Source organism: Xenorhabdus sp. TS4, assembly GCF_014467265.1.
In the GTDB taxonomy this organism is placed as follows: domain Bacteria; phylum Pseudomonadota; class Gammaproteobacteria; order Enterobacterales; family Enterobacteriaceae; genus Xenorhabdus; species Xenorhabdus ehlersii.
Genome location: NZ_NKHQ01000003.1, coordinates 227,417 through 244,220 on the forward strand (window position 1 = coordinate 227,417; position 16,804 = coordinate 244,220).

A 16,804-nucleotide genomic window follows, 5' to 3' on the forward strand; every position below is an offset into this window, starting at 1 on the left:
AAATCATGCCCAAAATTGGAATGCAGTCGATAAGAAAACAGCAACTCATTGATGCAACATTAATCGTTGTGAATGAAGTTGGAATGCAGGAAGCAACTATTGCGCAAATAGCCCGAAAAGCGGGGGTTTCCAACGGAATTATCAGCCACTATTTCAAGGACAAAGACGGCTTATTGGAAGCTACCATGCGTTATCTATTACATCAGCTGAGAATGGCTGTAGCACGCCGATTACGCTTGCTAGATAACGCAACTCCCACGCAAAGGTTGAAAGCCATTGTCGAAGGCAATTTTGATCCCAGCCAGATCAACAGCGCAGCAATGAAAACCTGGTTAGCATTCTGGGCGAGTAGTATGCATCAACCAAACCTGTATCGGTTACAACAAGTCAATGAACGCCGTTTGCATTCCAATCTGTGTGTTGAATTTAAACGTGCCATGCCAAAAGCAGAAGCACGGCTAGCTGCACAAGGTCTTGCTGCATTGATTGACGGCATTTGGCTGCGAAGTGCATTAAGCAGGAAGCCTTTTGATATAGCAGGGACATTCAAAATTACTATCGATTATATCGAACAGAAACTCGGAGCATCTGATAAGTTCTGACTTATCACCTAATGGATAGACTCTTAAGGAGAATCTATGGCTCATTTTGGATTACAAAAACTTTATATCCACGGTGCTTATGTTGATAGCACCAATCCTGATAATACAATTTTTGACGCAATTAACCCAGCTAATGGTGAAGTTATTGCTCAATTTCAGTCTGCGACAAAACAAGATGTTGATCTAGCAGTTGAAAGTGCCCATAAAGGACAGAAAATCTGGGCAGCCATGACCACGGTGGAACGTTCACGGATCTTACACAAGGCGGTGAACATCTTGCGTGAACACAATGATGAACTGGCTGAATTGGAAACACTGGATACCGGCAAACCCCTTTCTGAAACCCGGCAGGTTGATATCGTCACGGGTGCCGATGTACTGGAATACTATGCTGGCTTAATTCCAGCCCTTGAAGGTCAGCAGATCCCATTACGTGAATCTTCTTTTGTGTATACACGCCGTGAACCATTGGGGATCGTAGCAGGCATCGGCGCATGGAACTACCCTATCCAAATTGCCCTCTGGAAATCAGCACCCGCTCTGGCTGCCGGCAATGCCATGATTTTTAAACCCAGTGAAGTCACCTCCCTTACCGCTTTGAAGTTGGCTGAAATCTATACTGAAGCCGGTTTGCCTGATGGTGTTTTCAATGTGTTAACCGGAGCCGGTCATGAAGTCGGACATTATCTGACTGTTCACCCTAAAATCGCCAAAATGTCTTTTACCGGCGGGATTGTGACCGGCAAAAAGGTGATGGCAAATGCTTCCGCTTCCACCCTAAAAGAAGTCACGATGGAATTAGGTGGCAAATCCCCGCTGATCATTTTTGATGATGCCGATCTGGATCGTGCTGCTGATATTGCCATGATGGCAAACTTTTTCAGTTCAGGTCAGGTGTGTACGAACGGAACACGAGTCTTTGTCCCCAGGGCACTGCTCCCACAATTTGAAACAAAAATTCTTGAGCGTGTTAAACGCATCCGAATTGGTTCACCTCTCAATCCCAACACTAACTTTGGTCCGCTGGTGAGCTTTCCACACATGGAGTCTGTTTTACGCTATATCGAAAGCGGTAAAAACAGCAATGCCCGCCTGCTTTGTGGTGGCAAGCGTCTGATGGAGGGCGAATTAGCAAAAGGTGCATTTGTTGCACCGACAGTATTCAGTGACTGTACCGATGATATGTTGATCACACAGGAGGAAATCTTTGGGCCCGTGATGTCTATCCTGACTTATGAAACGGAAGATGAAGTCATTGTCCGTGCCAATAATACACATTATGGCCTGGGTGCAGGATTAGTCACCAAAGATCTTTCCCGCGCACATCGCGTGATCCACCAGCTAGAAGCCGGGATCTGTTGGATCAACACCTGGGGAGAATCTCCGGCAGCCATGCCTGTCGGTGGCTATAAACATTCTGGTGTTGGCCGGGAAAATGGGCTGGTCACACTACAAAATTACACACAAACCAAATCAATACAGGTGGAATTAGGCAATTTTGAATCCCTATTTTAATCCACGCCTGAAACAGAGGAGATAACAATGGTTTTTGATTACATTATTATCGGTGCTGGTTCAGCGGGTAACGTGCTTGCAACTCGTTTAACGGAAGATGCCAATGTGACTGTCCTGCTGCTGGAAGCAGGTGGGCCAGATTACCGATTCGACTTCCGTACTCAAATGCCAGCAGCGCTGGCATATCCCTTGCAGGGAACCCGTTATAACTGGGCTTATGAAACCGATCCCGAACCCTATATGAATAACCGGCGCATGGAATGCGGGCGCGGTAAGGGGCTGGGTGGATCTTCACTCATCAATGGCATGTGCTACATCCGTGGCAATGCGCTGGATTTTGATCATTGGGCAACACTATCTGGTCTGGAAGACTGGACTTATCTTGATTGCTTACCCTATTTTCGCAAAGCTGAGTCAAGGGATATTGGCGAAAATGAGTATCATGGTGCAGACGGGCCTGTCAGTGTCACAACACCCAAGGCAGGAAACAATGAACTCTTTCACGCGATGGTAGAAGCCGGTGTCCAGGCTGGTTATCCACGTACTGACGATCTGAATGGCTATCAGCAAGAAGGCTTTGGGCCGATGGATCGCACCGTTACCCCTCAAGGACGCCGCTCCAGTACAGCCCGCGGTTACCTGGATCAAGCACGTTCACGCTCCAATCTCACTATCATGACTCATGCGTTAACGGATACCCTCGTATTTGAAGGAAAAGCAGCCGTTGGCGTCAATTTTTATCAAGGCAATAGCTCAGATTTAACCCAGGCAAAAGCGCGTAAAGAAGTTTTACTCTGCGCCGGTGCGATCGCATCTCCACAGATTTTGCAACGTTCAGGTATTGGCCCCGAAGAAGTATTAAACGAGCTTGGTATTCCTGCGGTGCATGTCTTACCAGGTGTTGGGCAAAACTTGCAAGATCACCTTGAAATGTACTTGCAGTATGAATGCCTCAAACCCATTTCCCTCTATCCCGCATTGAAATGGTATAACCAACCTCAAATTGGTGCTGAATGGCTATTCAAAGGAACAGGTATTGGTGCCAGCAATCAATTTGAAGCAGGTGGCTTTATTCGTACCGATGAAAAATTTGCCTGGCCAAATATTCAATTTCATTTCCTGCCTGTTGCCATTAATTACAATGGCAGTAATGCCATCAATCAACATGGTTTTCAGGCCCATGTAGGCTCTATGCGTTCCCCAAGCCGTGGTCGGGTAAAAATTAAATCGCGAGACCCTCGTCAGCATCCCAGTATTTTATTCAACTACATGTCAGCAGAACAAGATTGGCAGGAGTTCCGTGCTGCTATTCGCATTACACGGGAAATAATGGCGCAACCTGCACTGGCGCCATATTGTGGACGTGAAATCAGCCCAGGTGTTGAAAATCAATCAGATGAGCAGTTAGATACCTTTATTCGTCAACATGCCGAAACCGCATTTCACCCATCATGCAGTTGCAAAATGGGAACAGATGAAATGGCGGTCGTGGATGGTCAAGGACGAGTGCATGGCATTGAAAATCTACGTGTTATTGATGCCTCTATTATGCCAATAATTATTACCGGTAATTTAAATGCTACAACAATTATGATGGCTGAAAAAATTGCTGATAAAATCAGGGGAATTTCTCCTCTGCCCCGCAGTCAGGCAAAATATTATGTTGCCAGTGATGTTCCTGTCCGGCAATGAGTAAAAACAGTTGATCAATCAATTTATTCTCACAAAAACTGAATAAATCACTAATACGGGAAATTGAGATATTCAAGCAATATTATTTGAACACTCATCTTTCCCGTATTTATATTACGAATAGTAATAATTATCTTGTTACGATATTAAATTCAAAGTCATAAAGATATGTTCTGCACCTTCTTCCAAATAAATTCCACCTTGGGCCTGATAACCAAGGCTTTCATAAAATGGCTGGGCATGGCATTGTGCAGATAGAACGATAGTCTCAATGTTATTTTTCCTGCCATAATCTTCAATAAATTCCATAACTTTACGACCTATTCCCTGCCCGCGATAGTACCTCAATACCGCAACACGTCCAACTTTGAGCATGTTATTATCTTTCGGGATCGCCCGTAATACCCCTATTGATTTTTCACCATCAAATACCACCACATGCAAAGCAATATCATCATATTCATCAATATCAATCTCTGCATCAAATCCCTGTTCATCCGTAAATACTTGTTTGCGAATGGCAAATGCTTGCTGAATTAATTCGGGATTTTGTCTTCCTATGCTGTACTTTATTTTCATTATTATATCCTGATTATAATTTACAAAATCTATCCACAACCTACTTTTAAATAGATAAGTAAGTCAAGCCAAAATAATAAATCAAGACTCGATTTAAGTTACAAATAATAAGGGCGACCCTTGTTAGATCACCCTTATGATGCAATCCACTTTATACCAATAATATATTGAAGTAAGAAGATAAATTAATTTTCCTCTTTTTTATCACTGTCACCTTTAAGATCATTACTTTTAAGACGATTAATTAAGTCATCTGCCTTTTTATCAGCCTCAGACTTTATTTCTTCCGTCTTCGACTTCATAGTATCTGAAAGCTGATCGAGTTTATCATTAGCCTGATGCTGGATATCATCTGTTTTCGCTTTCATCGCCTCCATCACATCATTCGCTGTTTTAGTCGCTTGACTCTGTATATCCGTTACCTTGGATTTCATTTGTTCAGCAACTTCATTCGATTTATCAACCAAACTATGGCCTTCGCGCGAAGCGTTTTCCTTTATCTCCTGTGCGCTTTTTTCAGTTTGCTGGCCCGGATCTTCCGCTTTTTTAGATGCGTCATCACAGCCAGCGAGCAAGGCTACGATAGCAGCCAAGATCAGAGAACCAAGAATCTTTTTCTTCATTGACGACCCCCTTGTACGTAAGGAAATTGAACTTAAATTTCAATGCCAAAAATCTCACTATCCATGGGATAAACCTCATCATCGTATGGTATGCTTCCCAAAACCCCAAGCAAACAAAAATAATTCTCATTTTTATTTACCTTTTTTAATTTCTCAGGTGACTTATTACTTTGAAAGTATTTCATTTGATCACATTTCAGGAAATTTATGGCAAATAATAGTCAAAAATTAGAAAAACGCCCAATCGCTACCATGGTTCAGAAAATTTTAACCGGTACATTAGTATTGGGAGCGGCATTCTCCAGCGCTGTTTACGCAACTGAAGATCTCAAAGAACAAAAATCTGAAAAGAAAAATGAGGTGATAAAATTACCCACACTTTCCGTTGTTAAAAGTTTACACAACAGCACCAATGCAGGAAGTTCAGTGCTCAAAAAGGAGGATATTGACCGCACTCAAGCCGACAATGTTGCTCAGTTACTCGACCAACTCCCTGGTGTTTCAATGTCAGGCTCCCCGCGCCCTGGTGGACAAACGCTGAATATCTGGGGAATGGGAGACCAGGAAGATATCAAAATCACGCTGGACGATGCACCAAAAGGATTCGAGAAATATATGCAGGGTTCCATCTTTATTGAGCCTGAATTAATCAAACGGGTCGAAGTTGATAAAGGGCCACACAATTTACTCAACGGTAATGGTGGATTTGGTGGTTCTGTCAAACTCGTGACAAAAGATGCGAATGACTTACTGCGTCCTGATGAGAATTGGGGTGGCTTTGTTAAACAAAGCTACCATACGAATGACAGGCAGTGGATCAATAGTGGCGCAATATACGGCAGAGATCCTAACGGCTTTGCTGATGGGTTGCTTTATGTAAGCAAGCGGGATGGACACAATATTAAACTCCCTGATGGCACACGTTTTGAGTTTTCACAAAACAACCAAACATCTTATTTATTGAAAACCAACTTTTATCCCAGTGACGCTCATACGATTAGTCTGTCCGCTATGCGATCTGAATCGGATGGCTGGCAGCCTTGGGCGGCTAAACGAGGTAAGATTGCCGTTCCATCAGCCCTTGATGTAAAGCAATACGGTTGGGATGGCGCCTGGAAAAGAAAATTGGTCTTTCGTGATCAAATTGATCAAAACTACACTGCCAAATGGAATATCGCACCAGAAAATAATCCATGGCTAAACCTGACGATGCTCTATGCGTATTCCAAAACCAAACAAGACGATAGTCGCCCAGAAAATGCTTCCTCCTATTTCAGTGTATTAATGGGTAATAAAAGCTGGGTTGATTACACCGATAATCTGGTTGATATCAACAATAAAAGCATATTCTCAACAGGTATCATTGAACATGAATTATTGGTGGGAACCCGTTGGCATAAAAACGAACGTAATGTACTGATGTTCGATAAAGGCAAAATAAAGAATAAAAACTATAACTATGGTTATTATCAACCAGGCTATATGCCTGCTGGAACTCAATTAGCTTACAGCTTCTATATTCAAGATTCCCTGAAAATAGGCAGCGTCACCGTCACGCCGGGTGTTCGCTATGATCATGTCAAAAATAGGGGGAAAGAAAATAACGCATCCGTATATAACGATGCATCACCAGAAGTTAATCATGACTATAGCAATGTAACCTATACTGGTTGGTCACCTCATTTAGGCATTCTGTGGCAAACCAATAAAAACCTTTCATTGTTTGCAGATATCAGCCGTACATGGCGTGCTCCAATAGTCGATGAACAATATGAGGTACAAGGGAGCAATAGTAACCTTAGAGGCTCCAGCCGCGATCTTGCCGTTGAAAGAATGGCAGGAATACGCCTCGGTGCAATTCTCGATTTCGATAACTTAATACTTGAAGATGATAGCCTGCAAATTCGTACCACATTATTCCGTAACCGTGGTAAAGATGAGATCTTTAGAAGGCGTGGTATTTACTGTAAAGCCCAACTTGATAGTGGCTCAACCAATTCATGTAGAACATCATTGGGAAATTACCGCAACTTACCGGGATATACTATTGAAGGCTTAGAAATAGAAACCTTCTACGACAGCCGCACGCTGTTTGGAAAATTCTCGTTCTCTACTATTCGTGGACAGCGTGACGCTTCTCCACGTGATCCATGGTTAGGGCATAAAACTTGGATTGCAGAAATACCGCCAACTTCTGCACATGCCATGTTAGGGTTTAAAATTCCGCAATGGCAGATGGCAATGGGATGGAAAGGTGATTTTATCCGCAAACAAGATCGATCCCCCGTAGATGGAGATCCAGACGCAGGTTCTTGGTCATTCCATAAAAGTAAGGGCTACGCCCTGCACGGTCTGTTTGCAAGCTGGCGTCCTTCTTTTATAAAAGGATTTGAAGCACGAGTCACTATCGATAACCTGTTCAACCGTGATTACTATCCTTACTTAGGAGATAAGATTTCAGGTATTGGCCGGAATTACAAATTCAGTATTTCACAACAATTCTAACTGACACTTAACCATCCAATCCCTAACCCTCTTACCTTAAGAGGGTTAGGTTTCCAAACGCTGCATTGACTTCCGCTTATCAAATACAAATAATAACTATTATCAGTTATATCCTATCAGGCAATATCATTATGGCGGTGCAAAAAAGCACATTTAAGCACAATCAAATCACCCAGAAACTCTATGCCGATTACCATCATTGGTTATGCAACTGGCTCAGACAAAACAGTGTTTATCCCAATCAGGCTGAAGATCTCGTTCATGAGGTTTTCATCAAATTGATGCAATCTTCGGATCTTGAAAATATCCGCCAGCCAAGAGCCTTTTTAATGACGATAGCGCGCAGAACTCTCTCCAATTACTGGCGCAGAAAAAAACTGGAAGATAATTATCTGAAATATGTCAGTGAACAGCCTAAAATCTCAGCAAATTCTTCTGAGAATCAACTTATGCTGTTAGAACAGTTAGAAAAGATAGATAAAACCCTGGATGAGCTTCCGGCAAAAGTCCGGCAGACATTTCTACTCATTCAACTCCAGGGCTGGCGTTATAAAGAAGTTGCGGAAAGTTTGGGTATCTCAATAAGCTCAGTGAAAAATTATTTGCATCAAGCCCACAGGGAATGTCACCTTTTTAATACGCATTGAACAGCCATCCCTGAACAAACAACCCCGCTGTTTATCTGGCAGCAGGGCATTTGTTTTAACTGCAAATTTACTTGACGGAAAAACAGTGTCAAAGAATGCGATTCTTCTCCAACTGGGCTTGACGGGCAGTTTCCCTCGCCATACGTTTTTTGCGGGCATCACAAGGTTCAGGACAATCACACACTTTTTCTACGCCAATACTTCCCAAGCCACCACAGCTTCCTTGAATGCTTTTGCGCTTAAAAATATAGCCCAGTGCCATGCCTGCAAAAGCCAGCAAGAAAAAGATAAAAGTGGCAATAAAGACTTCCATCGCCTTTCCCCCTTTCTTATTTCTTCTGTAAATATGCCTTAAAAGCGGTATTATAGCGCTCTTCAAAGCCTTCTTTGGTTTTAACAATCATAAAGACCGGAATATTCAGCTTCTCAGCCACTTCCATACCTTTCTCTGGCCCTAATACATCTAAACCTGTAGAAAAACCATCAGCACTCATACACGTCGGTGCTATCACGGTAATTGAAACCAAATTATGCGTTATCGGCCTACCGGTTTTCGGATTAATAGTGTGAGAATAACGCACGCCATTCTGTTCAAAATAGTTGCGGTAATCACCCGATGTTGCCACAGACATATTGCCCGGTTCAATAATCTCCTGAGCGCTCTGTGCCATGCCGTTGTCTGATGGTTTTTCAATCGCTATCCGCCATGGATTTTTCTTGCCATTGTTGCCCGATGTGCGAACTTCACCGCCAATATCAACCATGTAATTTTTGATGTTACGAGATTCCAGATATTCAGCAACAACATCAACACCATAACCTTTGGCGATGGAAGAGAGATCAACATACAGTTCAGGGATGGATTTAATCAGATTATTGCCTTCAACAGACAAGTTATCGATCCCCGTCCAGGCACGGCGTATATCTAATTCTTCATCCGTCGGTGCCTTGGTAATGCGTCCTTCCGGCCCAAATCCCCATAGATTTACCAACGGGCCAACAGTCACATCCAGTGCACCGTCTGTCAGTTTATTAATTCGAATAGCTTCTTTGACAACTTTTGCCGTAGCAGCAGATACCGGAAATGGTTTATTCACTTCACGGCTTTGATTAAAACGACTCAATTCAGAATTTGGCCGATAAGTGGACATCTGATCGTTCACTTCTTCTAACAGACGATCAATCTCTTTTTGCAGAACTTCTGGGGCAGGTACAGACGAATCAGCAACATATTTAACGGAGTAATAAGTCCCCATTGTCTGTCCATTCAGGTTTTGCTGTTTAGGGCCATCACATGCCGCCAGCATCATAGTTGCAAACAGCAATGCACCCCAATTGATAATTTTTTTACTCAGCATAACTTACTCTTTCTGACTTATTGTGGCTTTTCTAAATCGCAGCGCCCACAAAATGTGGGCGCTTATCGTTAAATCATGTTAGCTGCAACCCAAAATTTATTGGGTATACCATCAACCGCCAAAATCATCCAACATGATGTTTTCATCTTCTACGCCAAGATCTTTCAACATCTTAATGACCGCAGCGTTCATGACTGGAGGCCCACACATATAGAATTCACAGTCTTCAGGTGCTGGATGATCTTTCAGGTAGTTTTCATACAGGACATTGTGGATAAAGCCTGTATAGCCATCCCAATTATCTTCCGGCAGAGCATCTGACAGTGCCACATGCCATGTGAAGTTCTCATTTTCTGCTGCCAACTGATCAAAATCTTCGGTATAGAACATTTCACGCTTAGAACGCGCACCATACCAGAAGGAAATCTTACGTTTGGAGTTTAAACGTTTAAGCTGGTCGAAGATGTGAGAACGCATTGGTGCCATACCTGCACCCCCACCGATGAAGATCATTTCTGCATCCGTGTCTTTCGCGAAGAATTCACCAAACGGACCAGAAATCGTTACCTTATCACCTGATTTCAGCGACCAAATATAAGAAGACATGATACCCGGAGCAACATCTGGGTTTCTTGGTGGTGGCGTTGCAATACGCACGTTCAGCATGATAATGCCATGCTCTTCTGGATAGTTCGCCATTGAATATGCACGAACCGTCGGCTCTTTGACTTCAGAGACATAACGGAACAGATTAAATTTATCCCAATCTTCACGATATTCTTGTGGAACATCATAATCAGCATAACGGGCAACATGGGGAGGACATTCAATCTGAATGTAACCACCGGCACGGAATGGCACCACTTCCCCATCAGGAATTTTCAGCTTCAATTCTTTAATGAAAGTGGCTTTGTTATCGTTGGAGATAACTTCACATTCCCATTTCTTAACACCAAAAATTTCCTCTGGCAGTTCGATTTTCAGGTCTTGTTTAACATTGACCTGACATGCCAATCGGCAGCCTTCTTTTGCTTCACGCTTGTTGATGTGGGAAAGTTCCGTTGGCAGAATATCACCACCGCCTTCCTTAATTTTCACCCGGCACTGGCCACAAGAACCACCGCCACCGCACGCAGAGGAGACGAAAATCCCCTGATTGGAAAGCATACCCAACAACTTATCACCGGCGGGAGCAGAGAAACTTTTATCCTCATCGCCATTGATTTCAACTTTAATATCCCCGGTGTTCACTAACTTAGATTTTGCGAACAAAATCATTGCCGTTAGTACTAACACAATCAGGGTAAACATGACTACGCCTAGAATAATTATATCCATGAATTCTTCTCGCCTTTAGAGCTGCACACCGGAAAAGGACATGAAGCCCAATGCCATCAAACCGGTGGTGACAAAGGTGATCCCCAATCCTTTCAGACCTGCCGGAACATCCGCATATTTCATTTTTTCACGGATAGCAGCCATCAGAACAATTGCCAGCATCCAGCCCATACCTGAACCGAAACCGTATACGATGGATTCACTGAAGTTATAGTCACGCTGTGCCATAAATGAAACACCACCGAAAATTGCACAGTTCACCGTAATCAACGGCAGGAAAATTCCCAATGCGTTGTAAAGTGCCGGAACATAACGGTCTAAGATCATTTCCAGAATCTGTACCAGTGCAGCAATGACCCCGATAAAGGTAATGAAATTCAGGAAGCTCAAATCCACCCCATCCATCAGCGCTCCATCACGGAGTACCAGATTGTAGACGAGGTTATTGGCAGGAACGGAAATGCCCAATACAACGGTTACAGCTACACCAAGGCCAAAAGCCGTCTTAACGTTCTTTGATACCGCCAAAAACGTACACATACCGAGAAAGAAAGATAACGCCATATTCTCGATAAAGACTGCGCGGACAAACAAACTAATATAATGCTCCATTTTGTTTGTTACTCCTTCTCAACCTGCGCAGGTTTCAGAGTCCGTAAACCCCAAATCAGCATACCAATAATGAAGAATGCACTCGGTGCCAGCAGGAACAAACCATTGGGTTGATACCAACCGCCATTCTTGACAGATTCCAGCACCGTAACACCGAACAATTTTCCTGAACCAAACAGTTCACGCAAGAAACCAACCAGCAACAGGATGACGCCATAGCCCAAACCATTGCCGATACCATCCATAAAACTTTCAACGGGTGGTGCTTTCATGGCATAAGCTTCAGCACGTCCCATGACAATACAGTTTGTAATGATAAGGCCCACAAATACCGATAGCTGTTTGGAAATTTCGTAGGCATAAGCCCGCAAGATCTGGTCTACGACGATAACCAGAGACGCAATGATCGCCATCTGTACGATGATTCGCACACTGCCGGGGATGTAGTTACGAATTAATGAAATGAAAAAGCTAGAAAACGCTGTGACCAGGGTAACTGCAATGGTCATGACTAACGCAGTTTCCAATTTGGTAGTCACAGCCAGCGCTGAACACACCCCCAGAACCTGCAATGCAATTGGGTTATTATCAAACAGCGGCCCTAGCAGGACGCGTTTTATCTCTTTACTATCAGCCATCTTTCAAGGCTCCCTCACGTACTTTTTTCAGGAACGGGCCAAAACCGTTATCACCCAGCCAGAAATCAAACATATGCTGAACACCGTTAGAAGTCAGGGTTGCTCCGGACAGCCCATCTACACCGTAAGGGTTATCACCTGCACCGCCACGGACGATCTTAAGTGCCGGAACACCTTGCGGGTTATAGAGTTTTTTACCTACCCACTGCTTACGCCATTGTGGGTTATCAACTTCCCCCCCCAAACCTGGGGTTTCACCATGAGAGTAGTAAGTAATGCCGTGAGAAGTGACACCATCTATATCAATGGAAATAAAGGCATACATCATTGACCATAGGCCAGAGCCATATATTGGCAGAACCAGTTCAGTCGTTTTGCCGCTTTCATCTTTGACCAGATAGATTTCCGCCATATTGGCACGGCGGCGGATCTTCGCCAGATCTTGCTCAGGTAACAAAGCAATACTGGTTTCGTCACTGCGCAGGGCATTATTCAGGTCAAAATTGCCATTACTCTCTTTCAACATCGCTGTTTTCAAGTCAAGCAATTCAGGCTGGATACGGCTGTTATAGACTTCTTTAATTTCCTCAGTTGTCATACCAGGTTTTAGCAAACCAGACACATCCAGAATATTACGCTGCTTATCCAGCAGCTTCTGTTCCTGCTGCTGCGCTTTCAAACCCACGGCTGAACCAGCAACCACAATCGAACATACAAGACACAGCACAAAAACAACGAGGAATGTTCTGCCGATGCTATCATTATTTTTTGGTTTATTATCAGCCACGGGCTTTTCTCCGCTTAATATTGGCCTGTACGACCAGATAATCGAACAGTGGCGCGAACAGGTTAGCGAATAAGATCGCCAACATCATTCCTTCTGGATACGCTGGGTTTACAACCCTGATCAAAATGCACGTAGCACCGATCAGGATACCGTATGCCCATTTCCCTTTATCCGTAAACGCTGCGGATACAGGATCAGTCGCCATAAAGATCATACCAAAAGCGAAGCCTCCCAGAACCATATGCCAGTACCACGGCATAGCGAACATTGGGTTAGTGCCAGAACCAATCGCATTAAACAGATAAGACGTTGCAATCATACCGATCATCACACCAGCAACGATGCGCCATGAAGCAATACGGGAAAACAGAATGATGGCCCCACCGATAAAAATCATCAAAGTGGATACTTCACCAATTGAACCTGGAATGTTACCAATAAAAGCGTCCATCCAAGTGATTGGCTGACCGGTAACGGTATTTATCAAGCCGTGGCTACCCGCAGTTGCCCATTGGGACAAAGGCGTTGCACCAGAAAAACCGTCAGCCGCAGTCCAAACCAAATCACCAGAAATCTGGGCGGGGTAAGCAAAGAACAGGAAAGCACGACCCGCCAAAGCCGGGTTAAGGAAGTTACGACCAGTACCACCAAAGATCTCTTTCGCAATCACCACGCCGAAAGTAATCCCCAAAGCCGCCTGCCACAATGGCAGTGTTGGTGGAACAATCAACGCGAACAGAATGGAGCTAACAAAGAAACCTTCGTTGATTTCATGTTTGCGGATAATGGCAAACAAAACTTCCCAGAAGCCACCCACGACAAATACAACCGCATAAATTGGCAGGAAGTAGCTTGCTCCTAACAGCATTTTACTGCCCCACCCTGCATCTGGTGTTAATGATGCACCAAGATACTGAGCAAGCATGTAATGCCAATCAGAAGCCAAAACCTGCTGTAAGGCATCTCCATTATATAAATGAGTCAGGGCTGGTATTGCCTGATTCCCGACGTTATACATGCCCCAAAACATCGCAGGGAAAACAGACAGCCACACCAGGATCATCATGCGCTTGAGATCGATGGCATCACGGACATGGGCATTTCCTTTTGTCACTGTGCCCGGCGTATAGAAAACGGTGCTTACTGCCTCATAGAGAGGATAATACTTTTCCAGTTTGCCACCGGCCTCAAAGTGGTGCTCTACTTTTTCAAATAAATTTTTCAGGCCCATGAATTACCCTTCCAGCTCAATCTTCGTCAGCACTTCACGCAGTACTGGACCGTACTCATATTTGCCTGGGCAAACATAGGTACACAATGCCAAATCTTCTTCATCCAGCTCCAGACAACCCAGCGCCTGAGCGCTATCAGAATCACCTGCAAGCAAGTCACGCAGTAAGTGAGTTGCCATAATATCCAGTGGCATGACACGCTCATAGTTGCCAATTGGCACCATAGAACGTTCCCCACCGTTTGTCGTGGTTGAGAAAGCAAAACGTTTCTTTTTCAGGAAGTGGCCGATTGTGGTGCGGGTAATCGAGAACTTATTAGCGCCTGGCGCAATCCAACCAAACAGCTCTTTTTCCCGGCCTTCAGCAAGTACAGAAACTGACGTATGGAAGCGGCCAAGATAATGACGAACGTCATCTGATTTTGCACCACACAGTACGGAACCAGAAACAATACGGTTTTCACCCTCTTGCAACTGATTTTGCGTCAATTCCAGCAAATCAGCCCCCAACCGAGTACGTACCAAGCGTGGCGATTTAACCTGTGGTCCCGCCAGAGACACCACACGATCAGTGTAAAGCTCACCCGTAGTAAACAGTTTACCGATAGCAATAACATCCTGATAACCCAGATGCCAAACCATTTTTTGGGCACTAACAGGTTCAATGAAATGAATATGAGTGCCCACCAAACCGGCTGGGTGTGGACCAATAAACTGGTTGTAGGTGATTTGAGCGTTATTTCCCACTGTTGGAATATTTCCAGCGCCGTAACAAACGTGGATTTTCCCCTCTGTCAATATTGACAGAACATTCAGGCCATCAACAAAAGCCTCTTCCTGAGTTGCGATAACGACGAGTGGATCAGCAGCCAGTGGCTGGGTGTCCATTGCCGTAACGAAGATTGCCTTTGGTGTGGAACCGGAGACAGGGGTACGACTGAAAGGACGTGTACGCAACGCTGTCCACAATCCTGACGCAAGCAGATTTTTCTCTACTTTTTCACGGCTCAGGCCAGCAAGTTCAGCACGCTCATAGCGATCGAATGTGACTTTCTCATCACCACTCACTTCAATAACAACGGATTGCAAAACACGACGTTCTCCACGTCCAATGGTGACAACTTTCCCGCTTGCAGGACTAGTGAAAACAACCCCTGGATTCTTCTTATCTTCAAAAAGAATTTGCCCTTTTTTGACATGCTCACCTTCCTTAACCAGCATAGAAGGACGCATTCCAACATATTCTTCACCCAGTAAAGCAACATGGCGAATTGTCGGACCATCTTCTATAACTTGGGCAGGCGCTCCTGCTATCGGGAGGTCGAGTCCTTTTTTAATTTTAATCATAAGATTTGCACAAGTTTATCAGTTAAATCATATACTACAGACTACCTTGCGGTATTCCCGTGAGGTAATGCAGCGACTCTAGTAATACAAAAAACCTTGAGCAATAGTATGTCTCAAGTTATTCACTCCGATAATCGTTACAAAGTTTCTCTTAATTTTCGCCGGAGTAATTCTAACACCTCCCCCACTGACTGTCTGATTAATCAAGTGACACAGTTCAAGCAAATAAAAATAATTTCTCTGCTAAACCGTCAACCATTCGATAAAGACGAATGTTTCTATCACTTTTCTCTACGCCAGGGCGATTTTTAATCAAAAATTAATTATCGCGCCGTTAATTTGAGTCTTCCCAATGAGTTCGATAAATCAAAAGGATATTCCGGCAGGAATTTAATGGAAGCGGCACCAAAATAACGACAATGACTTGTTTTGGAAACAATCACAGCCCGCCTATGAGTATTTTGTCCAAAATAGCATTCCTGCCACAGTTAACGTCATAGACGGGCAATATGTTATTAATGTAAAACCAGAAAACCCGTTACCCTTTTGGAACAGCGAATCAAATTATTCTCTCTCCAAAATGAAATAGCACATAGTCACCTGATTCAATACGGTGCCAGACTTCATTTCCGGTTAAAGGTTGGGTGGCAATCACGGATACGACATCCCCTGGCTGGGTGTGCTGCTGGAAATCGATTTCAACATCCTGATCAAGTAATTTAGCCCTGCCGAAAGGGGCACGACGAGTAATCCAATGCAATTGAGTAGAACAGTAAGCCATGACAAACTGCCCGTCTGACAACAGCATATTGAAAACACCTTTATTTCTCAGTTGATCCGCCAGGGAAGCAATAAATTTAAATACCGCAGGCCAATTAGAAGGTCGCTTGGGATATTTCAACGATAATTGATGTAATATCCAGCAAAATGCCCATTCACTGTCTGTCTCACCAACCGGCCGGTAATTACCCGTTTTCAGCTTACTATATCCCTTAAATTGACCATTATGGGCATAAGTCCAATACCTTCCCCATAGTTCACGGGTAAATGGATGGGTATTTGCCAGGGAAACATTACCACTGTTTGCCTGACGAATATGGGCGACAATCACTTCTGATTTGATTGGATAGCCTTGTACAAATCGCGCCACAGGCGAATGACAACTGGATTGGTGATCTTTAAATGTCCGGTATCCCAATCCCTCATAGAAGGTAACTCCCCAACCGTCTTTATGTGGGCCGGTATGCCCACCACGCTGAATGAGTCCACTCAAACTGAAAACGATATCTGTTGGCACGTTGGCGCTCATGCCAAGTAATTCACACATTGA

General features: G+C 44.0%; 17 protein-coding genes. 5 read left to right on the forward strand and 12 right to left on the reverse strand.

What is annotated here, in order from left to right; genetic code table 11:
- The first annotated feature begins 5 nt into the window (after positions 1-5).
- From betI to betA, 3 genes are read left to right on the forward strand one after another with little or no spacing between them, the layout of a single operon-like run.
- The gene (gene betI, locus Xets_RS27435) at positions 6-602 is read left to right on the forward strand and encodes a transcriptional regulator BetI (RefSeq protein ID WP_099131044.1); all 597 of its coding nucleotides are present in this window, start codon (positions 6-8) and stop codon (positions 600-602) included.
- A gap of 36 nt (positions 603-638) precedes the next feature.
- Positions 639-2,117 (forward strand): betaine-aldehyde dehydrogenase, encoded by a 1,479-nt coding sequence (gene betB, locus Xets_RS27440; protein ID WP_099131043.1) that lies wholly within the window; start codon positions 639-641, stop codon positions 2,115-2,117.
- A gap of 27 nt (positions 2,118-2,144) precedes the next feature.
- Entirely contained in the window at positions 2,145-3,809 is a 1,665-nt protein-coding gene (gene betA / locus Xets_RS27445; RefSeq protein WP_099131042.1) for a choline dehydrogenase, read from the forward strand.
- 138 nt (positions 3,810-3,947) lie between these two features.
- On the opposite strand, the gene Xets_RS27450 is transcribed toward betA, so the two are convergent.
- The 3 genes from Xets_RS27450 to Xets_RS27460 all read right to left on the reverse strand — a co-directional run bounded on the left by Xets_RS27450 (position 3,948) and on the right by Xets_RS27460 (position 5,196).
- Positions 3,948-4,388, reverse strand: coding sequence for a GNAT family N-acetyltransferase (locus tag Xets_RS27450; RefSeq protein WP_099131041.1), 441 nt, complete (start codon positions 4,386-4,388; stop codon positions 3,948-3,950).
- Positions 4,389-4,573: 185 nt separating this feature from the next.
- Positions 4,574-5,011 carry a YtxH domain-containing protein gene (locus tag Xets_RS27455; RefSeq protein WP_187651077.1) on the reverse strand — a complete coding sequence of 146 codons (438 nt, stop codon included), beginning with the start codon at positions 5,009-5,011 and terminating at the stop codon, positions 4,574-4,576.
- 32 nt (positions 5,012-5,043) lie between these two features.
- Positions 5,044-5,196 (reverse strand): hypothetical protein, encoded by a 153-nt coding sequence (locus tag Xets_RS27460; RefSeq protein ID WP_167450544.1) that lies wholly within the window; start codon positions 5,194-5,196, stop codon positions 5,044-5,046.
- Between the two features lie 22 nt (positions 5,197-5,218).
- On the opposite strand from Xets_RS27460, the gene Xets_RS27465 reads away from it, so the two are divergent.
- Both Xets_RS27465 and Xets_RS27470 read left to right on the forward strand, forming a co-directional pair.
- Positions 5,219-7,516, forward strand: a complete 2,298-nt coding sequence (locus Xets_RS27465) for a TonB-dependent hemoglobin/transferrin/lactoferrin family receptor (RefSeq protein ID WP_099131039.1) — start codon at positions 5,219-5,221, stop codon at positions 7,514-7,516.
- A gap of 131 nt (positions 7,517-7,647) precedes the next feature.
- On the forward strand, positions 7,648-8,163 hold the full coding sequence (locus Xets_RS27470) for a sigma-70 family RNA polymerase sigma factor (RefSeq protein WP_187651078.1): 516 nt from the start codon (positions 7,648-7,650) through the stop codon (positions 8,161-8,163).
- Between the two features lie 88 nt (positions 8,164-8,251).
- On the opposite strand, the gene nqrM is transcribed toward Xets_RS27470, so the two are convergent.
- From nqrM to Xets_RS27515, 9 genes are all read right to left on the reverse strand, one after another.
- The gene (nqrM, locus tag Xets_RS27475) at positions 8,252-8,476 is read right to left on the reverse strand and encodes a (Na+)-NQR maturation NqrM (protein WP_074020165.1); all 225 of its coding nucleotides are present in this window, start codon (positions 8,474-8,476) and stop codon (positions 8,252-8,254) included.
- Positions 8,477-8,492: 16 nt separating this feature from the next.
- Positions 8,493-9,473 (reverse strand): FAD:protein FMN transferase, encoded by a 981-nt coding sequence (locus Xets_RS27480; protein ID WP_370588194.1) that lies wholly within the window; start codon positions 9,471-9,473, stop codon positions 8,493-8,495.
- Between the two features lie 159 nt (positions 9,474-9,632).
- Positions 9,633-10,859, reverse strand: coding sequence for an NADH:ubiquinone reductase (Na(+)-transporting) subunit F (gene nqrF, locus Xets_RS27485; protein ID WP_099131036.1), 1,227 nt, complete (start codon positions 10,857-10,859; stop codon positions 9,633-9,635).
- Positions 10,860-10,874: 15 nt separating this feature from the next.
- Positions 10,875-11,471 carry an NADH:ubiquinone reductase (Na(+)-transporting) subunit E gene (nqrE, locus tag Xets_RS27490; RefSeq protein WP_038235359.1) on the reverse strand — a complete coding sequence of 199 codons (597 nt, stop codon included), beginning with the start codon at positions 11,469-11,471 and terminating at the stop codon, positions 10,875-10,877.
- An 8-nt stretch (positions 11,472-11,479) separates the two neighbouring features.
- Complete coding sequence (locus Xets_RS27495) at positions 11,480-12,109, reverse strand: NADH:ubiquinone reductase (Na(+)-transporting) subunit D (protein ID WP_047769693.1); 630 nt, start codon at positions 12,107-12,109, stop codon at positions 11,480-11,482.
- Positions 12,102-12,896, reverse strand: a complete 795-nt coding sequence (locus tag Xets_RS27500) for a Na(+)-translocating NADH-quinone reductase subunit C (protein WP_099131034.1) — start codon at positions 12,894-12,896, stop codon at positions 12,102-12,104. The genes Xets_RS27495 and Xets_RS27500 overlap by 8 nt, the downstream gene beginning before the upstream one ends.
- Positions 12,889-14,127 carry an NADH:ubiquinone reductase (Na(+)-transporting) subunit B gene (locus Xets_RS27505; RefSeq protein WP_187651080.1) on the reverse strand — a complete coding sequence of 413 codons (1,239 nt, stop codon included), beginning with the start codon at positions 14,125-14,127 and terminating at the stop codon, positions 12,889-12,891. The genes Xets_RS27500 and Xets_RS27505 overlap by 8 nt, the downstream gene beginning before the upstream one ends.
- A 3-nt stretch (positions 14,128-14,130) precedes the next feature.
- On the reverse strand, positions 14,131-15,474 hold the full coding sequence (locus Xets_RS27510) for a Na(+)-translocating NADH-quinone reductase subunit A (RefSeq protein WP_187651081.1): 1,344 nt from the start codon (positions 15,472-15,474) through the stop codon (positions 14,131-14,133).
- A 559-nt stretch (positions 15,475-16,033) separates the two neighbouring features.
- Positions 16,034-16,801 (reverse strand): class II glutamine amidotransferase, encoded by a 768-nt coding sequence (locus Xets_RS27515; protein ID WP_099131031.1) that lies wholly within the window; start codon positions 16,799-16,801, stop codon positions 16,034-16,036.
- Positions 16,802-16,804 lie beyond the last annotated feature (3 nt).